This is a genomic window from Streptomyces narbonensis (assembly GCF_014649015.1).
Lineage (GTDB): Bacteria > Actinomycetota > Actinomycetes > Streptomycetales > Streptomycetaceae > Streptomyces > Streptomyces narbonensis.
The window spans coordinates 69,376-91,620 of record NZ_BMSF01000010.1 but is presented as its reverse complement, the minus strand read 5'-3'; the positions used below and the strand labels follow the sequence as shown (position 1 = coordinate 91,620).

The 22,245-nt window shown below is 71.7% G+C and carries 19 protein-coding genes; 10 read left to right on the top strand and 9 right to left on the bottom strand.

What is annotated here, in order from left to right; genetic code table 11:
* The first annotated feature begins 6 nt into the window (after nucleotides 1-6).
* The 3 genes from IE124_RS20330 to icmA all read left to right on the top strand — a co-directional run bounded on the left by IE124_RS20330 (nucleotide 7) and on the right by icmA (nucleotide 2,664).
* A complete protein-coding gene (locus IE124_RS20330; RefSeq protein WP_189509278.1) occupies nucleotides 7-516 on the top strand; it encodes a MarR family winged helix-turn-helix transcriptional regulator in 510 nt (169 codons plus the stop codon).
* A 43-nt stretch (nucleotides 517-559) separates the two neighbouring features.
* Entirely contained in the window at nucleotides 560-892 is a 333-nt protein-coding gene (locus tag IE124_RS20325; protein ID WP_055641276.1) for a DUF3817 domain-containing protein, read from the top strand.
* 71 nt (nucleotides 893-963) lie between these two features.
* Nucleotides 964-2,664, top strand: coding sequence for a coenzyme B12-dependent isobutyryl-CoA mutase large subunit (gene icmA, locus IE124_RS20320; protein ID WP_189509277.1), 1,701 nt, complete (start codon nucleotides 964-966; stop codon nucleotides 2,662-2,664).
* Nucleotides 2,665-2,772: 108 nt separating this feature from the next.
* Here the strand turns inward: icmA and IE124_RS20315 are convergent, their stop codons facing one another.
* A complete protein-coding gene (locus IE124_RS20315) occupies nucleotides 2,773-3,405 on the bottom strand; it encodes a TetR/AcrR family transcriptional regulator (RefSeq protein WP_189509276.1) in 633 nt (210 codons plus the stop codon).
* Between the two features lie 320 nt (nucleotides 3,406-3,725).
* Here IE124_RS20315 and IE124_RS20310 point away from each other — a divergent pair, with 320 nt between their 5' ends.
* The 4 genes from IE124_RS20310 (at nucleotide 3,726) to IE124_RS20295 (ending at nucleotide 8,035) form a co-directional block, all read left to right on the top strand.
* Nucleotides 3,726-4,697, top strand: a complete 972-nt coding sequence (locus IE124_RS20310) for a tetratricopeptide repeat protein (protein ID WP_189509275.1) — start codon at nucleotides 3,726-3,728, stop codon at nucleotides 4,695-4,697.
* Between the two features lie 602 nt (nucleotides 4,698-5,299).
* The gene (locus IE124_RS20305) at nucleotides 5,300-5,971 is read left to right on the top strand and encodes a DUF6230 family protein (RefSeq protein WP_189509274.1); all 672 of its coding nucleotides are present in this window, start codon (nucleotides 5,300-5,302) and stop codon (nucleotides 5,969-5,971) included.
* 107 nt (nucleotides 5,972-6,078) lie between these two features.
* Nucleotides 6,079-6,648, top strand: a complete 570-nt coding sequence (locus IE124_RS20300; protein ID WP_189509273.1) for a DUF6114 domain-containing protein — start codon at nucleotides 6,079-6,081, stop codon at nucleotides 6,646-6,648.
* Entirely contained in the window at nucleotides 6,638-8,035 is a 1,398-nt protein-coding gene (locus IE124_RS20295) for a hypothetical protein (RefSeq protein ID WP_370468788.1), read from the top strand. Before IE124_RS20300 ends, IE124_RS20295 begins: the two co-directional genes overlap by 11 nt.
* Before the next feature lie 84 nt (nucleotides 8,036-8,119).
* On the opposite strand, the gene IE124_RS20290 is transcribed toward IE124_RS20295, so the two are convergent.
* From IE124_RS20290 to pta, 4 genes are all read right to left on the bottom strand, one after another.
* A complete protein-coding gene (locus IE124_RS20290) occupies nucleotides 8,120-8,614 on the bottom strand; it encodes a hypothetical protein (protein ID WP_189509271.1) in 495 nt (164 codons plus the stop codon).
* A 157-nt stretch (nucleotides 8,615-8,771) separates the two neighbouring features.
* On the bottom strand, nucleotides 8,772-10,202 hold the full coding sequence (gene pyk / locus IE124_RS20285) for a pyruvate kinase (RefSeq protein WP_189509270.1): 1,431 nt from the start codon (nucleotides 10,200-10,202) through the stop codon (nucleotides 8,772-8,774).
* 82 nt (nucleotides 10,203-10,284) lie between these two features.
* Nucleotides 10,285-11,544, bottom strand: a complete 1,260-nt coding sequence (locus IE124_RS20280; protein ID WP_189509269.1) for an acetate kinase — start codon at nucleotides 11,542-11,544, stop codon at nucleotides 10,285-10,287.
* The gene (gene pta / locus IE124_RS20275; RefSeq protein WP_189509268.1) at nucleotides 11,541-13,634 is read right to left on the bottom strand and encodes a phosphate acetyltransferase; all 2,094 of its coding nucleotides are present in this window, start codon (nucleotides 13,632-13,634) and stop codon (nucleotides 11,541-11,543) included. The genes IE124_RS20280 and pta overlap by 4 nt, the downstream gene beginning before the upstream one ends.
* Before the next feature lie 354 nt (nucleotides 13,635-13,988).
* Between pta and IE124_RS20270 the strand changes: the two genes are divergently transcribed.
* Together IE124_RS20270 and IE124_RS20265 are read left to right on the top strand one after the other, a co-directional pair.
* Nucleotides 13,989-15,014, top strand: a complete 1,026-nt coding sequence (locus tag IE124_RS20270) for an ATP-dependent 6-phosphofructokinase (protein WP_189509267.1) — start codon at nucleotides 13,989-13,991, stop codon at nucleotides 15,012-15,014.
* A gap of 298 nt (nucleotides 15,015-15,312) precedes the next feature.
* A complete protein-coding gene (locus tag IE124_RS20265; protein WP_189509266.1) occupies nucleotides 15,313-16,356 on the top strand; it encodes an RICIN domain-containing protein in 1,044 nt (347 codons plus the stop codon).
* A 9-nt stretch (nucleotides 16,357-16,365) separates the two neighbouring features.
* On the opposite strand, the gene IE124_RS20260 is transcribed toward IE124_RS20265, so the two are convergent.
* From IE124_RS20260 to IE124_RS20245, 4 genes are all read right to left on the bottom strand, one after another.
* The gene (locus IE124_RS20260; RefSeq protein WP_189509265.1) at nucleotides 16,366-17,124 is read right to left on the bottom strand and encodes a tyrosine-protein phosphatase; all 759 of its coding nucleotides are present in this window, start codon (nucleotides 17,122-17,124) and stop codon (nucleotides 16,366-16,368) included.
* A gap of 58 nt (nucleotides 17,125-17,182) precedes the next feature.
* Nucleotides 17,183-17,791 carry a helix-turn-helix domain-containing protein gene (locus IE124_RS20255; RefSeq protein WP_189509510.1) on the bottom strand — a complete coding sequence of 203 codons (609 nt, stop codon included), beginning with the start codon at nucleotides 17,789-17,791 and terminating at the stop codon, nucleotides 17,183-17,185.
* Between the two features lie 252 nt (nucleotides 17,792-18,043).
* Nucleotides 18,044-18,739 (bottom strand): response regulator, encoded by a 696-nt coding sequence (locus tag IE124_RS20250; protein ID WP_189509264.1) that lies wholly within the window; start codon nucleotides 18,737-18,739, stop codon nucleotides 18,044-18,046.
* Nucleotides 18,736-20,385, bottom strand: coding sequence for a sensor histidine kinase (locus IE124_RS20245; RefSeq protein ID WP_189509263.1), 1,650 nt, complete (start codon nucleotides 20,383-20,385; stop codon nucleotides 18,736-18,738). Before IE124_RS20245 ends, IE124_RS20250 begins: the two co-directional genes overlap by 4 nt.
* A gap of 213 nt (nucleotides 20,386-20,598) precedes the next feature.
* Here IE124_RS20245 and IE124_RS20240 point away from each other — a divergent pair, with 213 nt between their 5' ends.
* Nucleotides 20,599-21,981, top strand: a complete 1,383-nt coding sequence (locus IE124_RS20240) for a cation:dicarboxylate symporter family transporter (RefSeq protein WP_229832633.1) — start codon at nucleotides 20,599-20,601, stop codon at nucleotides 21,979-21,981.
* The last annotated feature ends 264 nt before the right edge of the window (nucleotides 21,982-22,245 follow it).

The window sequence follows — 22,245 nt, the reverse complement described above, 5'->3', positions numbered from 1 at the left end:
CGACGCGTGCCGAAGCCGCTCAGTCTCCCCTTCGATCCCATCGCCCGCGCCGACGAACTGTGGCAGAAGCGCTGGGGCCCGGTCCCGTCGATGGCCGCGATCACCTCGATCATGCGCGCCCATCAGATCCTCCTCGCGGAGGTCGACGCCGTCGTCAAGCCGTACGGGCTGACCTTCGCGCGCTACGAGGCCCTGGTCCTGCTCACCTTCTCCAAGGCGGGCGAGCTGCCGATGTCCAAGATCGGCGAGCGGCTGATGGTGCACCCCACCTCGGTGACGAACACGGTCGACCGGCTCGTGAAGTCCGGCCTGGTCGCCAAGCGGCCGAACCCCAACGACGGCCGCGGCACCCTCGCGACCATCACCGAGAAGGGGCGCGAGGTGGTCGAGGCCGCGACCCGCGACCTGATGGAGATGGAGTTCGGCCTCGGCACGTACGACGCCGAGGAGTGCGGCGAGATCTTCGCGATGCTGCGCCCGCTGCGGGTCAGCGCGCACGATTTCGACGAGAGCTGACCCGCGCGAAGATCGCCCGGAACGTGCCGTTACGCTCGACGGCATGAAATCCAGTGTGCTGACCCGCTACCGCGTCATGTCCTACGTGACGGCCGTCATGCTGCTCGTGCTCTGCACCTGCATGATCTTCAAGTACGGGTTCGACAAGGGCGAGGACGTGACCTTCATGGTCTCCCAGGCCCACGGCATCCTCTACATCATCTACCTGGTCTTCGCCTTCGATCTGGGCTCGAAGGCGAAGTGGCCCTTCGGCAAGCTCCTCTGGGTGCTGCTGTCCGGAACGATTCCCTTCGCCGCGTTCTTCGTGGAGCGCAAGGTCGTCCGCGAGACGTTGCCGCTGGTCAGCGGCGTGCAGCCGGAGCCGGTCAAGGCCTGACCCCCACCTCCGCACGTATGTGCGGAGGTTTGCCATCGACATTTACTAGGACGTCCTAGTAAATTCGAGTCATGGACGCTGACGCCATCGAGGAAGGCCGCCGTCGCTGGCAGGCCCGTTACGACAAGGCCCGCAAGCGGGACGCCGACTTCACCACGCTCTCCGGCGACGCCGTGGAGCCCGTCTACGGGCCCCGGCCCGGCGACGCCTACGAGGGGTTCGAGCGCATCGGCTGGCCCGGTGAGTACCCCTACACCCGCGGACTCCACGCGACCGGCTACCGGGGCCGTACCTGGACCATCCGCCAGTTCGCGGGCTTCGGCAACGCCGAGCAGACCAACGAGCGGTACAAGATGATCCTGGAGGCCGGCGGTGGCGGCCTCTCCGTCGCCTTCGACATGCCGACCCTCATGGGCCGCGACTCCGACGACCCGAAGGCGCTCGGCGAGGTCGGCCACTGCGGCGTCGCCATCGACTCCGCCGCCGACATGGAGGTCCTCTTCAAGGACATCCCGCTCGGCGACGTCACCACCTCGATGACGATCTCCGGGCCCGCCGTGCCCGCCTTCTGCATGTACCTGGTCGCCGCCGAGCGCCAGGGCGTCGACCCGGCCGTGCTCAACGGCACGCTCCAGACCGACATCTTCAAGGAGTACATCGCGCAGAAGGAGTGGCTCTTCGAGCCCGAGCCCCATCTGCGCCTCATCGGCGACCTGATGGAGCACTGCGCGCAGGGCATCCCCGCGTACAAGCCGCTCTCCGTCTCCGGCTACCACATCCGCGAGGCCGGGGCGACGGCCGCGCAGGAGCTCGCGTACACCCTCGCCGACGGCTTCGGCTACGTGGAGCTGGGGCTCAGCCGCGGCCTCGACGTCGACGTCTTCGCCCCCGGCCTCTCCTTCTTCTTCGACGCGCACCTCGACTTCTTCGAGGAGATCGCCAAGTTCCGCGCGGCCCGCCGCATCTGGGCGCGCTGGATGAAGGAGGTGTACGGCGCCAAGACCGACAAGGCCCAGTGGCTCCGCTTCCACACCCAGACCGCCGGGGTCTCCCTCACCGCCCAGCAGCCGTACAACAACGTCGTCCGTACGGCGGTCGAGGCCCTCTCCGCCGTCCTCGGCGGCACCAACTCCCTCCACACCAACGCCCTCGACGAGACCCTCGCGCTGCCCAGCGCGCAGGCCGCCGAGATCGCGCTGCGCACGCAGCAGGTGCTGATGGAGGAGACGGGCGTGGCCAACGTGGCCGACCCGCTCGGCGGCTCCTGGTACGTCGAGCAGCTCACCGACCGCATCGAGGCCGACGCCGAGAAGATCTTCGACCAGATCAAGGAGCGCGGCCGCCGCGCCCACCCGGACGGGCAGCACCCGATCGGACCGATCACCTCCGGCATCCTGCGGGGCATCGAGGACGGCTGGTTCACCGGCGAGATCGCCGAGTCCGCCTTCCAGTACCAGCAGTCCCTGGAGAAGGGCGACAAGCGGGTCGTCGGCGTCAACTGCCACCACGGCTCCGTCACCGGCGACCTGGAGATCCTGCGGGTCAGCCACGAGGTCGAGTGGGAGCAGGTCCGCGTCCTCGGCGAGCGCAAGGCGCGCCGCGACGACGCCAAGGTCCGCGCCTCGATCGACGCGATGCTGGCGGCGGCCCGGGACGGGTCGAACATGATCGGCCCGATGCTGGAGGCCGTACGCGCCGAGGCCACGCTCGGCGAGATCTGCAACGCCCTGCGCGACGAGTGGGGCGTCTACACGGAGCCGCCGGGCTTCTAGCCGGCAGGGGCAAGAAGCAGGGGCGGTACGGGAGTTCCCGTACCGCCCCTGTCGTCGTGTCGAGTGCCGAGGTGACGAACTCCGGGTCCGTTCGCCCGGACCCCGGACTCACTCGCCGAGCGTCGCCACCGCGCCCAGGCCGCCCACCAGGAGGGCCGAGAGGCGGGCCACCCACTGCCCGTCGACCGGCTCGGCGCTCACCAGGGCGCGGTGGACGACCGCGCCCGCGATGACGTCGAAGATCAGGTCGTCCGTGGCCTCGACGGTGGTCGGATCGCGGTCCGAGGGCAGCTCGCCGCGCTGCTGCGCGCGCCGGCGGCCGTCCAGGACGAGGCGCTTCTGGCGGTCGACTATCGAGGCGCGGATGCGCTCGCGCAGCGGGGCGTCGCGGGTCGACTCGGCCACCACCGCCATCAGGGCCGTCTTGGTCTCCGGGCGTTCGAGGAGCGCGGCGAACTGCAGGACGACGTGCTCGATGTCCGCCCGGAGGGAACCCAGGTCGGGCAGTTCGAGTTCGTCGAAGAGGACGGCGACGGCGTCCACGACGAGCTCGTTCTTGTTGGCCCAGCGGCGGTAGAGGGTCGTCTTCGCAACCCCGGCGCGGCCGGCGACGTCCCCCATCGTGAGCTTGGACCAGCCGAGATCGACCAGGGCGGCGCGGGTCGCCTCCAGGATGGCGGTGTCGGCCTCGATGGAACGAGGTCGTCCGGTTCGGCTGTTGCGGGAGGTCCTGCTGCACATGGAGGACGACCATACCCGTCGGTAGGTACGGCGCCAGAGGCGCGTGATGTGAGGCAGTTCACCGAGCGGATCGCTCCCGCGCCCTCCCCGCCGATCCTCCCGGAGAGTTACGCTACGACCTGTAGCGAAAGGCTTTGAGCGGCCCGAGCGACAACCAGATGCCGGGTGGGGACCCGGCGCGCACCGGGTGGGGATCCGGTGCGGAACGAAGACGAGGAACCGTGTTGCCCGGGCGTCTCGCACACCGGCGGGAGGCGTACGGGCGGCACGGTTCAGCCATGACTTACCGGTTACGCGCGCGGAAGGGGGAGGATGTACGCATGCAGCCCCGAAACATGTCCATGAGCGGCGTCGTCGACCTCGCCGCGGTGAAGGCGGCCGGAGAGGCCAAGGCCAAGGCGGAGCAGGTCCGGGCCGAGGCCGCCCGGACGGGCGGACCCGCCGCGGTGCCCCCCTCCGCCCTGGTGATCGACGTCGACGAGGCCGGCTTCGAGCGCGATGTCATCCAGCGCTCCGCCGAGGTGCCGGTCGTCCTCGACTTCTGGGCCGAGTGGTGCGAGCCCTGCAAGCAGCTCGGCCCCCTCCTGGAGCGACTGGCCGTCGAGTACAACGGCCGCTTCCTGCTCGCGAAGATCGACGTCGACGCCAACCAGATGCTGATGCAGCAGTTCGGCATCCAGGGAATTCCGGCCGTTTTCGCGGTGGTCGCCGGCCAGGCGCTGCCGCTCTTCCAGGGCGCGGTGCCCGAGGCCCAGATCCGCGAGACCCTCGACCAGCTGATCATGGTCGGCGAGGAGCGCTTCGGCCTCACGGGCATCTCCGTGGACGCGGGCGCGGACGCCGAAGGCCCGGCCGCCGCCGCCCGCCCCGTCGGCCCGTACGACGCCCTCCTCGAAGCGGCCATGTCCGCGCTCGACGCGGGTGACCTGGCCGGCGCGGTCCAGGCGTACAAGAACGTGCTCGCCGACGACCCGGCGCACCCGGAGGCCAAGCTGGGCCTCGCCCAGGCCGAGCTCCTCGCCCGGGTTCAGGACCTCGACCCCGCCGCCGTGCGCAAGAAGGCGGCGGACGACCAGTCGGACGTCGCCGCGCAGATCGCCGCCGCCGACCTCGACCTGGTGGGCGGTCATGTGGAGGACGCCTTCGGGCGTCTGGTGGAGACCGTGCGCCGCACGGTCGGCGAGGACAGGGACGCGGCGCGGCTGCGGCTCCTGGAGCTCTTCGAGGTCATCGGCGCCGACGACCCGCGCGTGACGTCGGCCCGCCAGGCCCTCGCCCGGGTCCTTTTCTAGGGCGCTTCGGAAAACCACACAGGGCGCCGGATCCGCCGACGATTTGGCGACACGGCGACAAACAGCGGCCGCGTTTTACCAAAACTTGGTAATCGCGGCCGCTGTTACTTGCAGTAAATCGAACCGGGGATTCTGTCCGCCTTCATGCGGCTATCTGATCATATTGGGCGGCACTCGACCGCACCCTGCGTGCCCGTTCGGCGCCGCCCCGCCATGCCCCGGTTATCCACCCGTTACTAGCCAGTAACGAACCCCCTTGTGCGAGGGCCGTTAATGGACCACGATCGGCGACGCTCGGTCCGAACCGCACACCCCGGCAACCACCCGGGTAAGAGGGGAGGGTCCCCACCGGGCGGGCCGGTGCCCCAAGCGCCGGCCGTGGACAGGGGGGTTCCCGCTCTCACCGAACGGGGCCTGTCCAAACCGGTCACGCGCAAAGCGTGGCTCATGGTTGTCGCTCGGGGGTGATCGCCGGTGATTCGGACGCGCAGCGCGCCGCCTGATGCCTCGGTGCTTCCCTTCCCGAGGACGTAGCTCTTCTCCCATCCCGGGACGGGCCCCCGGCCCTCCCGGAGATGTACGTCCGAGAAGGAGGAATTCTCATGAAGTCCCAGGTTCGTGGCGGAACCAGATGGAAGCGGTTCGCCGTCGTCATGGTCCCGAGCGTGGCCGCGACGGCCGCGATCGGCGTCGGTCTGGCCCAGGGCGCGCTGGCCGCGTCCTTCTCGATCTCCGGCCAGGAGTTCAAGGTCAAGGCCGACAGCCTTGTCGGCAAGGACTTCGTCCAGTACGGCAGCGTCGACGGCGGCAAGGACCTCGAGGGCAAGGACTTCGCCGAGCCCGTCGCCGTGTCCGGCTTCTCCGAAGCCTGGATCACCAACATGTGCCAGTCGGTCGTGACGCCGAAGGTGCCGTTCATCGGTGACGTCACGCTCCGGCTCGAGGCCGGCACCGAGGCGAAGAAGCCGGTCTACGCGAAGGGCATCTACCTCGATGTCTCCGAGCTGAAGGCCGACGCCGAGTTCCAGAACATCGACATCGGTGTCGCGGCCGGTGCGCTCAACCACGGGCCCGACGGCAAGCCGGTCGAGGGCAAGCCGGGCATCCAGCCGAACACGAAGGCCAACCCCTTCGGCTTCGGTCAGCGCGCCAAGGACGCGACGCTGAACAACGTCCGGCAGAAGGCGTGGGCCACGACGGCCGCCACCTTCAAGCTCCCCAACCTCGACCTGTCCCTGCACCGGGGCACCTCGGCGGAGTGCTACAAGGACTGATCCGGTCCTTGGGGTGTGGGCCGTCCCGTACGGCCCCCACCCACTCCGCCCGTCGGCACCACCTTCTTCACCTTTCTCAGCAACACCGCTTCCAGGGAGCTGTTTCCATGAGCGCCGAGATCCCCGCCTCCCGCGAAGTCCCCAAAAAGGAGAACCGGTTCAAGGTCTGGCGGCAGACCCGGCCCTTCTGGGCGGGACTCCTCACCATGATCGGCGGCGTACCGATCGCCTACCTCCCTTACGGGGACATGCGGCTCGGCAACGCCACGCTCGCCATGCAGACGACCGCCGGGGCCGGCGCGCTGATCATCGGTGTCCTGCTCATCACGCTCGGGTTCACGATGTGGTTCCAGCCCGTCGTCCGGGTGTTCGCGGGCGTCGCGACGATCGTCCTGGCCCTTGTCTCCATCCCGGTGTCGAACTTCGGCGGCCTTGTCATCGGGTTCCTGTTCGCCCTGATCGGCGGTGGCATGTCCGCCGCCTGGGCGCCCGCGCCCCCGGTCGAGGAGACCGACGACGCACAGCACGACGGCCGGCCCGAGGCCTCCGAGGAGGCCGGCGCCGAGCCCGAGACCGAGGTCGTGGTGGCGGCCGGTGTCCCGGAGCAGCGCGAGACGTACGAGTCGGCGGCCGAAACGACGACCGACGCCAATGGCGGGAGGAACAGTGCGGGGTGACGAGACTCAGTCGGCGCTCGCGAAGGAGGGCCCGCGGCACGCGGCCCCGCGCAAGTCGCTGCTGAACAGGATCCAGGGCCCCGCGGGCAAGGCGATGGCGCTGGCCGCCATGCCGACCGCGGTGTTCGTGGGCATGGGCCTCACGCCCAAGCTCGCCCTCGCCGACGAGAAGGACATCCCCTTCGCGCCGGGCCCCTGCGTGACCCGCTCGGACGAGCCCACTCCGGAGGCCACGGAGACGGCGACGGCGAAGCCCACGGAGAGCGCGAAGCCGACGGCCACCCCCTCGGCGACCGCGACCCCGAGCGCCACGGCGACGACCGGCCCGACGACCGGCCCCACGGCCACGGCCACGCCTTCGGCGACCGTGACCGCGACCGAGACCGCTGCCCTGACCGCCACCGCGACCCCGACGCCGACCGCGACGGAGAACGTGCAGACGGCCGCGCAGCAGGCGCAGGCGCCGGCCCCGACCGCGACCCCCTCGGCGACGCAGTCGAAGAACCCGCTCGACCCGCTGGGCTTGGGCGACGCGCTCAAGGACCTCTTCGACGGCCCGGAGCCGAAGCCGACGGCCACGACGGCGGCGCCGACCACGGCACCGACCACGGCCGCCCCGGTCCAGAAGACCGTGACGGACGACGAACCGGCCGCGCCGGCCGCGACCCCTTCGGCCACGGCCACGACCACCGCGCCCGCCGGCCCCGAGCCGAAGACGACCGCGGACCCGAGCACCGCCCCGGCGTCCGACCCGACCACAGACCCGGCCGCCGAGGCGACCAAGAAGGCGATCGAGAAGGCGGCCGACAAGGCCGGCGCCACCGTCAAGGAGCTCCCGGAGAGCTCCAAGGGCCTCGACCCCAAGAAGGACGAGTCCATACCCGACGGCGCCAAGCCCCACTTCCCGTGCCCCGAGTACGACGCCGAGGCACTCGCGGCGGCCGAACTGGAGCCGGGCATCCCGCTGCTCCCGGACGACCCGTGGCGGCTGGAGAGCACGCTCCTCACTCTCAAGGGTCTCAAGTACCACGGCATCGTCGAGGTGAAGACCGGCAGCGGCAAGATCAAGAAGGTCCTGAAGTTCACCGCGAGCGGCATCGACATCAAGGACCTCCACCAGCTGACGGTCCACTCCGAGGGTTACACGGGACACGTCCGCTCGAACAAGGGCTCGACGTCGACCATCACCGACGGCACGGTGACGATGTACACGGAGGAGCTGAAGGGCAACCTTTTCGGCCTCATCCCGATCACCTTCGGCCCGGAGTCCCCGCCCCCGCTGGACGTCCCCTTCGCCTTCTTCACCAACGTGAAGCTCAAGCAGGCGGGCCAGTTCGGCGGCACCCTCAAGGTCCCGGGCCTCCGCAACACGATCGAGCCCAGCTGACCCTCGTACCTCCGGGAGCCGCAACACCTCGACGGCCTCCCCTCCCGCACGGGAGGGGAGGCCGTCGTTCTCGTTCCGCCGGCGTCAGCCGAGTGCCCCGGCGGCCGCCCGGCGGATGCGCTTGGTGCGGCCCGACTCGGCGAGGATGCGGAGCACCGACGCATTGGGCGCCTCGGCGACGATCCGGAGCTGGAGCCAGTCGCTCCAGCCACCCACCAGCTCGGGGCCAGGCGTCGGCACCTCGGCTCCGGACCGGAGGTCCTCCAGGGTCCCCAGCTCGCGAGCCCGGCGCTCACTGAAGGCGCGCACCGAGGGGGCCAGGGCCTGGACCCAGGTCTCCCGGTCGGCGCGGGGAACCAGCTGCAGGGCCTCGCCGACGACGGCGGAAGCGAGCGCGTCGTCCGGCTCCGCAACGACCGCGGACAGCAGACCCGGCCTCGCGTCGTCGGAGGCGAGCGCGGCCCGGTACAGCTCCCAGCGGGCGTGGCTGTCGGTCACGTCGGACACGGCCGTGCCCACCAGACCCTCCAGCCGCCGTACGGCGTCCCGGAGTTCCCGGGGTATCTCGGCATCCGCCATCGGCCTCGAACCCTTCCCTGGCGACTCGGATGTTCTCCCTGATGGCGCGAAGGTCGTCGTCGGCACCGGGAGTGACAGGAACAAGCCGTCCGTCGTACGACGGTGGGCCGCGCCCCCTCGCAGGGGTGCGGCCCACCGTCGTACGTCAGGCGGAACGTCAGGCGTTGTCGGCGCCACCGAGGTGGTGGACGCGGACCATGTTCGTCGTGCCGGGGACGCCGGGGGGCGAGCCGGCCGTGATGACCATGGTGTCGCCCGCGTTGTAGCGCTGGAGCTTCAGGAGCTCGGCGTCCACGAGGTCGACCATGGCGTCCGTGGTCTCCACGAACGGGACGAGGAAGGACTCCACGCCCCAGCTCAGGGTGAGCTGGTTCCGGGTGTTCTCGTCCGTCGTGAAGGCGAGGATCGGCTGCTGCACCCGATAGCGGGAGAGGCGGCGGGCCGTGTCGCCGGACTGGGTGAAGGCGATCAGGGCCTGGCCGCCGAGGAAGTCGGCGATCTCGCAGGCCGCGCGGGCGACGGAGCCGCCCTGGGTGCGCGGCTTCTTGCCCGGGACCAGGGGCTGGAGGCCCTTGGAGAGCAGCTCCTCCTCGGCCGCGGCGACGATCTTCGACATCGTCTTCACGGTCTCGATCGGGTAGGCGCCGACCGAGGACTCGGCCGACAGCATGACCGCGTCCGCGCCGTCCAGGATCGCGTTGGCGACGTCGCTCGCCTCGGCGCGGGTCGGCCGGGAGTTGGTGATCATCGACTCCATCATCTGGGTCGCGACGATGACCGGCTTGGCGTTGCGGCGGCACATCTCGACGAGGCGCTTCTGCACCATCGGGACCCGCTCCAGCGGGTACTCGACGGCGAGGTCGCCACGGGCCACCATGACCGCGTCGAAGGCCGCGACGACGGCCTCCATGTTCTCGACGGCCTGCGGCTTCTCGACCTTGGCGATGACGGGGACGCGGCGGCCCTCCTCGTCCATCACCTTGTGGACGTCCTTGACGTCGTTGGCGTCGCGGACGAAGGAGAGGGCGACCATGTCGCAGCCCATGCGGAGCGCGAAGCGGAGGTCGTCGACGTCCTTCTCCGACAGCGCGGGGACGTTGACGGCCGCGCCGGGCAGGTTGATGCCCTTGTGGTCGGAGATGACCCCGCCCTCGACGACGATCGTCTTGACCCGGGGGCCGTCGACCTCGACGACCCGCAGCTCGACGTTGCCGTCGTTGATGAGGACCTGGTCGCCCTTGGAGACGTCGCCGGGCAGACCCTTGTAGGTGGTGCCGCAGATCGACTTGTCGCCGGGGACGTCGTCGGTGGTGATGGTGAACTCGTCACCGCGCACCAGCTCGACCGGGCCCTCGGCGAAGGTCTCGAGTCGGATCTTGGGGCCCTGGAGGTCGGCGAGGACGCCGACGGCGTGCCCGGTGTCCGCGGAGACCTGCCGGACGCGGTCGTACCGCTCCTGGTGCTCTGCCTGGGATCCGTGGCTGAAGTTGAATCGGGCCACGTTCATGCCGGCCTCGATGAGAGCCTTCAGCTGCTCATACGAGTCGACGGCGGGGCCCAGCGTGCAGACGATTTTGGAACGGCGCATGAGGCGGATCCTATCGGTTTGTTTCACTGCGGAATATTCCGACTGGCGGAAAGTACAAATGGGCGCGGGCCCGCTCAAGCGTTCACTCGTTCGAGCTCACCGAGCTCTGAACGAGCGCGAAACTCTGCCGCGCGATCTCCAGCTCCTCGTCCGTCGGCACCACGGCGACCGCCACCCGCGCGTAGTCCGGGGAGATGATCCGTGCCTCGTCGGAACGCACGGCGTTGAGGTCCGCGTCCACGGCGAGACCCAGCTCCTCCAGGCCCGCGATGGCAGCCTCCCGCACCGGGGCCGCGTTCTCGCCGACCCCCGCCGTGAACACGACCGCGTCCACCCGGCCGAGCACCGCGTAGTAGGCGCCGATGTACTTCTTCAGCCGGTGGATGTAGATGTCGAAGGCCAGCGCCGCCGCCGGATCGCCCTCGTCCACACGTCGGCGGATCTCCCGCATGTCGTTGTCGCCGCAGAGCCCCACCAGGCCGGACTTCTTGTTGAGCAGCACGTCGATCTCGTCGGCCGACATGCCCGCCACCCGCTTCAGGTGGAAGGTGACCGCGGGGTCGATGTCGCCCGAGCGGGTGCCCATGACCAGGCCCTCCAGCGGCGTCAGGCCCATCGAGGTGTCGACGCACCGGCCGCCCTTCACCGCGGAGGCGGAGGCGCCGTTGCCCAGGTGCAGCACGATCACGTTCACCTCCTCGGGCGTCCGGCCGAGCAGCTTCGCCGTCTCCCGCGACACGTACGCGTGCGAGGTGCCGTGGAAGCCGTACCGCCGGATCCGGTGCTCGTCCGCCGTCGCCACGTCGATCGCGTACCGCGCCGCCGACTCCGGCATCGTCGTGTGGAAGGCCGTGTCGAAGACCGCCACCTGCGGCAGGTCGGGGCGCAGGGACATCGCCGTACGGAGGCCGGTGAGGTTCGCCGGATTGTGCAGCGGGGCCACCGGCACCAGCCGCTCGATCTCCGCGAGCACCTCGTCGTCGACGACCGTCGGGGCGGTGAAGCGCAGCCCGCCGTGCACGACCCGGTGGCCGATCGCGGCCAGCTCGGGGGAGTCCAGGCCGAGGCCGTCCGCCGCCAGCTCCTCGGCGACCGCCTTCAGCGCGGCCTCGTGGTCGGCGATCGGGCCGGTCGTCTCGCGCTTCTCGCCGCCGCCGCCCTGCAGCGGGGTGTGCACCAGACGGGAGCTCTCTCCCCCTCGCTTCGCTGGGGGGACCCCCACCCCGATCCGCTCCACCAGACCGACCGCGAGCCGGGTGCCGTCCGCCATGTCGAGGAGCTGGTACTTCAACGAGGACGAGCCGGAGTTGAGGACGAGGACACGGGTGGGGGTGCCGGTCATGCGGGGAGCTCCTCGCGGGTCGTGGTGGGGGTCTGGGACTGGATCGCCGTGATGGCCACCGTGTTGACGATGTCGCTGACGAGCGCGCCGCGCGAGAGGTCGTTCACGGGCTTGCGCAGACCCTGGAGCACGGGGCCGACCGCCACGGCGCCGGCCGAACGCTGCACGGCCTTGTAGGTGTTGTTGCCGGTGTTGAGGTCCGGGAAGATCAGCACGGTCGCCTGGCCGGCCACCTCCGAATCCGGCAGCTTCGTGGCGGCGACGGAGGGCTCCACCGCCGCGTCGTACTGGATCGGGCCCTCGATCCGCAGCTCCGGGTGCGCCTCGCGGACCAGCTTCGTGGCCTCGCGCACCTTGTCGACGTCGGCGCCGGAGCCCGAGGTGCCCGTGGAGTACGAGAGCATCGCGATCCGCGGATCGACGCCGAAGCGGGCCGCGGTGGCCGCAGACTGGGCGGCGATGTCCGCCAGCTGCTCGGCGTTCGGGTCGGGATTGACCGCGCAGTCGCCGTACACGAGCACCTTGTCGGCGAGGCACATGAAGAAGACCGACGAGACGATCGAGGCCTCGGGCTTCGTCTTGATGATCTCGAAGGCCGGGCGGATCGTCGCGGCCGTCGAGTGCACCGAGCCGGAGACCATGCCGTCGGCCAGGCCCTCCTGCACCATCAGGGTGCCGAAGTAGTTGACGTCCGAGACGACGTCGTAGGCGAGCTCGACGCTGACGCCCTTGTGGGCGCGGAGCGTCGCGTACTTCTCCGCGAACGAGTCGCGCAGCTCCGAGGTCTGCGGGTCGATCAGCTGCGTCTCGCGCAGGTCCACGCTCAGGTCGGCGGCCTTCTTGCGGATGGCCTCCACGTCACCGAGGAGCGTCAGGTCGCACACGTCCCGGCGGATCAGGACGTCGGCGGCGCGCAGCACCCGCTCCTCGGTGCCCTCGGGGAGCACGACCCGGCGCCGGTCGGCCCGCGCCTGTTCGAGGAGTTCGTGCTCGAACATCATCGGCGTGACCCGGCCGCTGCGGGCGACCGAGATCCGCTTGAGCAGGTCGGCGGTGTCGACGTGCCGCTCGAACAGGCCGAGGGCCGTCTCCGCCTTGCGCGGGGTGGCGGCGTTCATCTTGCCTTCGAGGGAGAAGAGCTCGGTCGCCGTCGGGAAGCTGTTGCCGGGGACCGAGATGACCGGGGTGCCGGGCGCGAGGCGGGCCGCGAGCGTCAGGATCTCCTCGCTGGGCCGCTCGTTGAGGGTGAGCAGCACCCCGGCGATCGGCGGCGTGCCGGCCGAGTGGGCGGCGAGCGCTCCGACGACCAGGTCGGCCCGGTCCCCGGGGGTGACGACGAGGCAGCCGGGGGTCAGCGCGTTGAGGAAGTTCGGCAGCATCGCGCCGCCGAAGACGAAGTCCAGGGCGTCGCGCGCGAGGCCCGCGTCGTCGCCGAGGACGACGGAGGCGCCGAGCGCGTGGGTGATCTGGGCGACGGTGGGCGCGGCGAGCGCCGGCTCGTCGGGCAGCACGTAGCAGGGCACGGGGACCCGGGTCGCGAGCCGCTCCAGCGCCGCGAGGTCCTCGGGCGCCACCCGGTTGACGACCATCGCGAGCACGTCGCAGCCGAGTCCGTCGTACGCCCGGAAGGCGTTGCGGGCCTCGGCCCGTACGGACTCCGCGGGCTGGCCCTTGCCGCCGACGACCGGTATGACGGAGGCGCCGAACTCATTGGCCAGCCGGGCGTTGAGCGCGAGCTCGTCGGGGAGCTGCGTGGCGGCGAAGTCGGTGCCGAGGACCAGGACGACCTCGTACTCGCGGGCGACGGCGTGGAAGCGATCGACGAGCTGCGAGACCAGCTCGTCGGTGCCCCGCTCGGCCTGGAGCGCCGAGGCCTCGTGATAGTCCATGCCGTAGACCGTCGAGGGGTCCTGCGAGAGCCGGTAGCGGGCCCGCAGGAGGTCGAAGAGGCGGTCGGGGCCGTCGTGCACCAGCGGACGGAACACCCCCACCCGGTCCACCTGACGGGTGAGGAGCTCCATGACTCCCAGCTCGACGACCTGGCGGCCGTCACCGCGGTCGATCCCGGTCACGTACACGCTGCGCGTCACGCCGTGGTCTCCTGTCCAGTCCTGCGGAAAGGGGCTCACCCGGGGAGCGGGGCGGGCGATGCCGCATGGCACCGGCGGGCCCGCGCAGCGGCGCCGACCCTCTGCGCCGACGTCAATCCGCTGTCCTCGGGAAGCCCCTAAAGGGCGGCATTACCCCCTTGACAATACCCCCGCCACTGGTTAGGTCGCCCGCCGGACAAAGGGCCCGGAAGCCCGGGACGAAACGCCTCCGAGAAGGCCCGGAGCGGGCCCCGGCAGGAACGCGCGGAGCGGCGACGAGCGATCCCGTCAGGCCGGGCGTGTGAGAATTGCCGTGGCTCACCTGGACCGCGACCGAGCAGGAGACACAGCACGATGCGCATCGGAGTTCTCACCGCAGGCGGCGACTGCCCCGGCCTGAACGCAGTGATCCGGTCGGTCGTGCACCGGGCGATGACCGGCCACAACGACGAGGTCATCGGCTTCGAGGACGGCTTCAAGGGCCTTCTCGACGGCCACTTCCGCCCCCTCGACCTCAACGCCGTCAGCGGCATCCTCGCCCGCGGCGGCACGATCCTCGGCTCCGCGCGTCTTGAGCGCAACCGGCTCCGCGAGGCCGCCGAGTCCGCCTCCGACCTCGCCAGGCAGTACGGCATCGACGTCCTCATCCCGATCGGCGGCGAGGGCACCCTCACCGCCGCCCGGATGCTCTCCGACGCGGGCATGCCCGTCGTCGGCGTCCCGAAGACGATCGACAACGACATCTCCTCCACGGACCGCACCTTCGGCTTCGACACCGCCGTCGGCGTCGCCACCGAGGCCATGGACCGGCTGAAGACCACCGCCGAGTCCCACCAGCGCGTGATGGTCGTCGAGGTGATGGGCCGCCACGCCGGCTGGATCGCGCTGGAGTCCGGCATGGCCGGCGGCGCGCACGGCATCTGCCTCCCCGAGCGCCCCTTCGAGGTCGACGACCTCGTCAAGATGGTCGAGGAGCGCTTCGCCCGCGGCAAGAAGTTCGCCGTCATCTGCGTCGCCGAGGGCGCGCACCCGGCCGCGGGCTCGATGGACTACCAGAAGGGCGAGATCGACCAGTTCGGTCACGAGCGCTTCCAGGGCATCGGCACCCAGCTCGCCGTCGAGCTGGAGCGGCGCCTCGGCAAGGAGGCCCGTCCGGTCATTCTCGGCCACGTCCAGCGCGGCGGCACGCCGACCGCGTACGACCGGGTGCTCGCCACCCGCTTCGGCTGGCACGCGGTGGAGGCGGCGCACCGGGGCCAGTTCGGCCGCATGACGGCGCTGCGCGGCACGGACGTCGAGATGGTGCCGCTGGCCGAGGCCGTGACACGGCTCAAGACCGTCCCCGAGGACCGCATGCGCGAGGCCGAATCGGTCTTCTGACCGGTAGCCGGTAGCCGGTAGCCGGTGCGCGGTGCGCGGTGCGCGGTGCGCCGCCCCGTCCGCCGAACGTCCCTCCGGCCGGGACCCGCGTCCCGACCTGTCCCGGAACCGCACCGGGACCCGGACCGCCCGAGTGGCCCCGACCCTCCCCCCGTGGAGGGTCGGGGCCACTTGTCCGTGACCGGCGTCACCACCGGAATTGCCGAGTTCCACTCTTCCGTCGGAGCACGAGATCAACAAGGCTTGAGGCCTGTCCCGGACATGTCCCAACCCTGTCCGGCGGAAGGGGGAGAGGCGGATGATTCCGGCGGAACGGGCACCCGACCCGCGGGAGGTGCGGAACGCCGCGGAGTTCGTCGCGTGCCTCCAGGCGCTCAAGGACTGGTCCGGCCTGACCTACCGCGAGCTCACGGCCCGGGCCGAGGCGAACGGCGAGATCCTGCCCCGGTCCACCGTCGCCAACATGCTGGCCCGCGCCACGGTCCCCCGCGAGGAGCTCCTCGTCACCTTCGTCCGCGCGTGCGGGGTGGGGCCGGGCGGCCTTGAGGAGTGGCAGACGGTACGCAAGGAGCTCGCGGTACGAGGGGTGTACGAGCCCGCCGACCGCGGCCCCGCCGGCGGCGGCGACGAGGCGGCGGCCCGTCCGACGTCGCGGGAGGAGGAGCCCGGGAAGGCCCTCGCCCCCTCGGACGTCGTCTGGCCGGGGGACCCGGCGGCGGATGCCCCGGACGCCGCCCCCGACACCCCGCGGCCGGGACCCCGGTCCCGGATACGGCGCGCCCTCGTCGCGGCGGTCGCCCTGACGGGGCTCGTCCTCGCCGGCGTCAGCGTCGTCGCCGTCGTGCGGGACGGGCACGGCGCGCACCCGCCCCGGGCGCTCACGGCGCCCGCCGCCGGGGACGTACGCATCCGGGTCATCGGCCGGGACCTGTGCCTCGCCGAGCGGCGCGGCGCCCGCAGCGGGCAGATCCACCAGGTGCCCTGCGCCGACGCGAAGGTGCCGCTGTACTCGCTGAAGGAGCTGGGCGGCGGCCGGTGGAGGATCGTTTCGGACCACCCGGACTACGGTCCCGGCTGCTCCGGGATACCCTCCGGCGGCCGGATACCCGACGCTGCGTTCGAGGACTCCGAGTGCGGTGACCCCAGCAGGGTGGAGCAGTTCACCCTGGAGCCGTACGGCACCCCCGTCGAGGGCTACCGGATCGTTCCGGCGGACTCCGCGACGCCCGGCAGCTGCGTCACGGTCGTCGGAGACCGCTCGGCGGCCTGGGCGCGACTGGCCCAGGCCCCCTGCGCGCCGGACGCGGCGGGCCAGCTCTTCAGCTTCGACCGCAGGAACTGACGGAAGGAATCAGGAGACCGGGACGTCCCGGGCGGGCTCCACCAGCCGGTCCTTCAGCGCCGTCACGACCGCGGGGTCGAGCCCGACGTGGCCGGTGACGTACCCGTACACCGAGCCGTACCGCTCGCGCAGGTCCGCGAGGAACAGCCGGAGGATCTCGGCCGGCGCCCGCCCGTACCCCGGCCAGCGGAGCTCACGGCCAGGGTGCGACGCCCGCCAGTCGGCGATCAGCCGCTCCGTGGCCAGCTCCGTGAGCGCGAAGTCCGCGAGGATCTCCTCGTCGGGGACGTCCAGGAGCGCGAGGACGAGCGCCGCGACGAGCCCCGTCCGGTCCTTGCCGGAGGCGCAGTGGAAGACGAGCGGGCCGTCGGCCGCGGCGATGACCTCGAGGGTGGTGCGGATCTCCGCCGCGCCGTCCTCGGCGACCTCGGCGAACCGGTCGGCGAGGTAGCGCCACGGATCGAGGTCCGGGTCGATCTCCGCCTGGTCGTACGGCCGGTGCTCGATGGACAGGTTGTGCCAGGCGACGTCCTCGGTCTCCGGCAGACGGCCCTTGGCGTCGATCTCCCACGGGTAGCGCAGGTCGATCACGGAGGCCACGCGCAGTGCGCGGAAGCGGGCGAGGTCGTCGGGTCCGGCTCCCACGAGCTTGGCCAGGGAGTCGGAGCGGTAGAGGGTCTCCCACCGCACGGTCCCGCCGTCTGCGGTCCGATAGCCGCCCAGGTCACGGAAGTTGTGGAGTCGTTCGAAGGGTACGTGTCGTCTCACGCGGGCCAATCTACGGCCCCGCCCGATCATGGGAGCGACACCGGTGGCCCACCGGCCCTCAGTGACCCACGGCCGCCCAGAAGTGCCCGGTGATCTCGTCCAGGTACGCGCGCCCCTCGTCGCCCGTCGCCCCCGAGGCCCCCCAGCTGCTGGTCGCCGCCATCCGCGCGTGGTAGTCGGCGTGCAGTCGCTGGAGCGCCGACTCCACGGTCGGCTTGGGCAGCGGCACCATCTTCACGGCCGGTTTCACGTAGGCCTGCCAGCGGGTGGTGGCGGCGTCGCGCAGCAGCTCGGCGAGGTCGGCGTCACCGCCGGTCGCCGTGATCAGCGCGCGCGGGCCGAGGCCGAGGACCTCCGCGAGGGCGGCCGTCTGGCGTTCGGTGCCGCGCCAGCGGCCCTCGTCCTCCATCCGCTGGTACGCGCCGGCTCCCACGCCGATCCGCCGGGCCAGTTCCTCCGCGGAGAGCGCGCGGGCCAGCCGGTGCTCGCGCAGGGTCGTGGCGGCGGCGATGAGCTCGGCGGGGGCGCACCACAGGACGCCCGCGAGCGCGGTGAGCTCCTGCGCGGTCGGGAGGAGGCGGCCGCGTTCCCAGGCGACGACGGTCTCGGGGTCGACGAGCATGCCGTACTGGGCACGGAGGCCGTACGCGACGTGTCCCGGAGCCATGCCGAGACCCTCACGCAGGCGGCGCGCGGCCAGGCCGTTGAAGGGGGGAGAGGGTTGGTGCACCCGGTCACCGTAGGTGCGGAGGGTGACAGGTGGCTACGGTTCGTTCGCCCAACGTGCAACGTCGTAGGAACGTGGGAACCAGTCAGTAACCGGATCAATCCCCCGATCCGCGCCCTGGCCCGGTCCTGTCCGCGCCCTGCCCCGGCCCTCTCCGCGCCTTGGCCCGGCCCTGTCCGGGCCTTGCCCCGGTCAGTGGCCGCGGGCCCGGCCGTCGAGCCAGCGGTACTGGAGCTCGGGCCGCCCGATCTGACCGTACTGCGGGGCGCGCACGGCGCGGCCCTCGGTCACGAGGTGCTCCAGGTAGCGCCGGGCGGTGATCCGGGAGATCCCGACCGCCGTGCCCGCCTCGGCGGCGGTGACCCCGGCCGGGGTGTCCCGGAGGGTGCGGGTGACCGCCTCCAGGGTCGGTGCGCTGAGCCCCTTCGGCAGCGTGGCGGGCTGCGGGGCCCGGAGTGTGGCGAGCGCCCGGTCCACCTCGTCCTGCCCGGAGGCCTCCCCGGCGGACGCCCGGAACTCCGCGTACCGGGAGAGCCGGTCCCGGAGGGTGGCGAAGGCGAAGGGCTTCAGGACGTACTGGACGACGCCGAGGGACACGCCCTCGCGGACGACCGCCAGGTCACGAGCGGAGGTCACGGCGATCACGTCCGCGGAGTGCCCGGCGGCCCGCAGCGCACGCAGCAGGTGGAGGCCGTGGCCGTCGGGCAGGTAGAGGTCGAGCAGGATGAGATCGACCGGCGTCCGGTCGAGGATCCGCACGGCGGCGGCCCGGGAGTGGGCGACGCCGACGACGGTGAAGCCCTCGACCCGCCCGGCGTAGAGCGCGTGGGCGTCGGCGGCGACGGGGTCGTCCTCGACGACGAGGACACGGAGGGGGCGTGTACTCACGGGGTCACCTCCACTCGGGCCGGAGCACCGGCCACGGGCGCACCCGCACCGCCCTCCCTCGGCAGGGGCAGCCGTACGGTGAACTCCGCGCCGCCCTCCGTCGCGTCCGCCAGCTCCAGGGTGCCCGAGGCGCGCGAGACCGCCTGACCCACCAGGGCGAGGCCGAGGCCGCGCCCCGGGCCGCGGGTCGTCCAGCCGCGGCTCAGGACCGCGTCCCGGTCGGCCGGACGGACCCCGGGGCCGTTGTCCCCGACCCGCAGCAGCAGCTCGCCGTCGCCCGCGCGGGCCGCGACCGTGACCCGCACGCGCGCGTGCGGGGTTCCGCCCACCGCCTCCACGGCGTTGTCGATCAGGTTGCCCAGGATCGTGACCAGGTCACGGGAGGGCACGGCCGCCGGCACCCGGCCGTCGTCGATCCGGCTGTCCTCGGTCAGCACCAGCTCCACGCCCCGCTCGTTGGCCTGCGCCGCCTTGCCGAGCAGCAGCGCCGCCAGCACGGGCTCGCCGACCGCGTCGACGACCCGGTCGGTGAGCGCCTGCGCGAGTTCCAGCTCCGCCGTCGCGAACTCCACGGCCTCCGTCACCCTGCCCAGTTCGATGAGCGAGACGACGGTGTGCAGCCGGTTCGCCGCCTCGTGGGCCTGCGAGCGGAGCGCCTGTGTGAACCCCCGCTCGGAGTCCAACTCCCCGGACAGCGCCTGGAGTTCCGTACGGTCGCGGAGGGTCACGACCGTGCCGCGCCGCTCCCCGCCCACCACGGGGCGGGTGCTGACGACGAGCACCCGGTCGGCCGTCAGATGGGTCTCGTCGACCCGCGGCTCGGAGGAGAGCAGCGCGCCCGTCAGCGGCGCGGGCAGGCCGAGTTCGGCGGCCGAGCGGCCGATGACCCCCTCGTCCAGACCGAGCAACTCCCGTGCCCCGTCGTTGATGAGGGCGATCCGCCGCCGCCCGTCGAGCATCACGAGCCCTTCCCGCACGGCGTGCAGCGCGGCCTCGTGGTAGTCGTGCATCCGGCTCAGCTCGGCCGCGTTCATGCCGTGCGTGTGGCGGCGCAGCCGGGCGTTGACGACGTACGTCCCCGCGCCGCCCAGCGCGAGCGCCGCGCCCGCCATACCGAAGAGGGCGGCTACCTGCTCCCGCACCTGCTCGCTGATCCGCTCGATCGTGATGCCCGCGCTGACGAGCGCGACGAGCCGCCCGTCCTCGTCGTGGACGGGCGCCACCGTCCGCACGGACGGCCCCAGCACCCCCAGGTGCGTCTCGGAGAAGGTCCGTCCCCGCACCGCCTCCTCGATGTGGCCGAGGTACGTGCGCCCGATCTGGTCCGGCTCCGGATGTGTCCAGCGCGTCCCGTCCGGCGCCATGATCACCACGAAGGCGACGTCCGCGTGCCGGCGCAGCGCCTCCGTGTACGGCTGGAGCACCGCCGACGGGTCGGCGGTGCGGGCCGCGGCCACCACGGAGGGGGAGTGGGCGACGGCCGCGGCGGTCGCAGTGGACTGGCGCCGCGCCGTCTCCTCGGCCTGGGTCAGGTCCGTGACGTACGCGAAGACCGCGCAGCCCGCCACGACGAGGGCCACGAGCACGACCTGCATCGCGAAGAGCTGGCCGGCCAGGCTGCGGGGGCGGGGACGGGGGAGGCGCATGCGGGTAAGTGTGCACGGCGGAATTTGCGCCGGGTCATTGCGTTCCCGAATCGTTCTCTTCCCGGGAGTGCCTCCGGGGGCGCCTCCGGGAGCGCTCTGGGAGGTGCTCACGGAGGCCTCCCCCGGCGGGCGTGATGTTTCGGTCGTGAACGAAACGAACGTAACCGTGACCCCGGTCACAGGCTGATGGATAGTCGCGGAGTCCACCGGGACGTGGACACCCATCAGCGCGAGGAGGACCCCGTGGCCGCACGACGGGACCGTACCCACTATCTGTATCTGGCCGTCATCGGCGCCGTCCTGCTCGGCATCGCCGTCGGCTTCCTGGCGCCGGGCGTCGCCGTCGAGCTGAAGCCGCTGGGCACCGGCTTCGTCAATCTGATCAAGATGATGATCTCGCCGATCATCTTCTGCACGATCGTCCTCGGCGTCGGATCGGTCCGGAAGGCCGCGAAGGTCGGCGCCGGCGGCGGCCTCGCCCTCGGCTACTTCCTCGTGATGTCGACCGTCGCACTCGCGATCGGTCTGCTCGTCGGCAACCTCCTGGAGCCCGGTTCCGGCCTCCACCTCACCAAGGAGATCGCCGAGGCCGGCGCGAAGCAGGCCGAGGGCGGCGGCGAGTCCACGCCGGACTTCCTGCTCGGGATCATCCCGACCACCTTCGTCTCGGCCTTCACCGAGGGCGAGGTCCTCCAGACGCTCCTCGTCGCGCTGCTCGCGGGCTTCGCGCTGCAGGCGATGGGCGCCGCCGGCGAGCCGGTGCTGCGCGGGATCGGCCACATCCAGCGGCTCGTCTTCCGCATCCTCGGCATGATCATGTGGGTCGCCCCCGTCGGCGCCTTCGGTGCGATCGCCGCAGTCGTCGGCGCGACCGGCGCCGCCGCGCTCAAGTCCCTCGCCGTCATCATGATCGGCTTCTACCTGACCTGTGGGCTCTTCGTCTTCGTCGTGCTCGGCGCGATCCTGCGACTGGTCGCCGGGGTCAACATCTGGACCCTGCTGAGGTACCTGGGCCGCGAGTTCCTGCTGATCCTCTCCACGTCCTCCTCGGAGTCCGCCCTGCCGCGGCTCATCGCGAAGATGGAGCACTTGGGCGTCAGCAAGCCGGTCGTCGGCATCACGGTCCCGACCGGCTACTCCTTCAACCTCGACGGCACCGCGATCTACCTCACGATGGCCTCGCTCTTCGTCGCCGAGGCGATGGGCGACCCGCTCTCGGTCGCCGAGCAGATCTCGCTCCTCGTCTTCATGATCATCGCCTCGAAGGGTGCGGCGGGCGTCACCGGCGCCGGCCTCGCGACCCTCGCGGGCGGCCTCCAGTCCCACCGGCCCGAACTGGTCGACGGGGTGGGCCTGATCGTCGGCATCGACCGCTTCATGAGCGAGGCCCGCGCCCTCACCAACTTCGCGGGCAACGCCGTCGCCACGGTCCTCGTCGGCACCTGGACGAAGGAGATCGACAAAGCGAGGGTCGCGGAGGTCCTCGCCGGGAACATCCCCTTCGACGAGAAGACCCTCGTCGACGACCACGCCCCCGCCCCGCTCCCGGACCAGCGGATCGAGGACGGGGAGGAGAAGGCCCGAGCGGGCGTCTGACCCGGACGCCCCCCACGTACCCCGACGGGGGGCCGCGTCCTTCCGGATCCCGGGCCTTGAGCCGGATCCGGGCCCCGGGAGGACGCGGCTGTACGGAACATCCGGCCGGTACGGTCGGCGCTCGGGCGCCGCCGTGCCGGCCGTCCCGCGCTCGGGTGCCGTGCCGGCCGTCCCGCGCTCGGGTGCCGTGCCGGCCGTCCCGCGCTCGGGTGCCGTGCCGGCCGTCCCGCGCTCGGGTGCCGTGCCGGCCGTCCCGCGCTCGGG

Excerpts from the sequence above, each read along its gene's own strand:
- IE124_RS20325 (WP_055641276.1), top strand. The coding sequence starts at position 560 with ATGAAATCCAGTGTGCTGACCCGCTACCGCGTCATGTCCTACGTGACG.
- icmA (WP_189509277.1), top strand. The coding sequence starts at position 964 with ATGGACGCTGACGCCATCGAGGAAGGCCGCCGTCGCTGGCAGGCCCGT.
- IE124_RS20315 (WP_189509276.1), bottom strand. The coding sequence starts at position 3,405 with ATGTGCAGCAGGACCTCCCGCAACAGCCGAACCGGACGACCTCGTTCC.
- IE124_RS20310 (WP_189509275.1), top strand. The coding sequence starts at position 3,726 with ATGCAGCCCCGAAACATGTCCATGAGCGGCGTCGTCGACCTCGCCGCG.
- IE124_RS20305 (WP_189509274.1), top strand. The coding sequence starts at position 5,300 with ATGAAGTCCCAGGTTCGTGGCGGAACCAGATGGAAGCGGTTCGCCGTC.
- IE124_RS20300 (WP_189509273.1), top strand. The coding sequence starts at position 6,079 with ATGAGCGCCGAGATCCCCGCCTCCCGCGAAGTCCCCAAAAAGGAGAAC.
- IE124_RS20290 (WP_189509271.1), bottom strand. The coding sequence starts at position 8,614 with ATGGCGGATGCCGAGATACCCCGGGAACTCCGGGACGCCGTACGGCGG.
- pyk (WP_189509270.1), bottom strand. The coding sequence starts at position 10,202 with ATGCGCCGTTCCAAAATCGTCTGCACGCTGGGCCCCGCCGTCGACTCG.
- IE124_RS20280 (WP_189509269.1), bottom strand. The coding sequence starts at position 11,544 with ATGACCGGCACCCCCACCCGTGTCCTCGTCCTCAACTCCGGCTCGTCC.
- IE124_RS20270 (WP_189509267.1), top strand. The coding sequence starts at position 13,989 with ATGCGCATCGGAGTTCTCACCGCAGGCGGCGACTGCCCCGGCCTGAAC.
- IE124_RS20265 (WP_189509266.1), top strand. The coding sequence starts at position 15,313 with ATGATTCCGGCGGAACGGGCACCCGACCCGCGGGAGGTGCGGAACGCC.
- IE124_RS20255 (WP_189509510.1), bottom strand. The coding sequence starts at position 17,791 with ATGGCTCCGGGACACGTCGCGTACGGCCTCCGTGCCCAGTACGGCATG.
- IE124_RS20245 (WP_189509263.1), bottom strand. The coding sequence starts at position 20,385 with ATGCGCCTCCCCCGTCCCCGCCCCCGCAGCCTGGCCGGCCAGCTCTTC.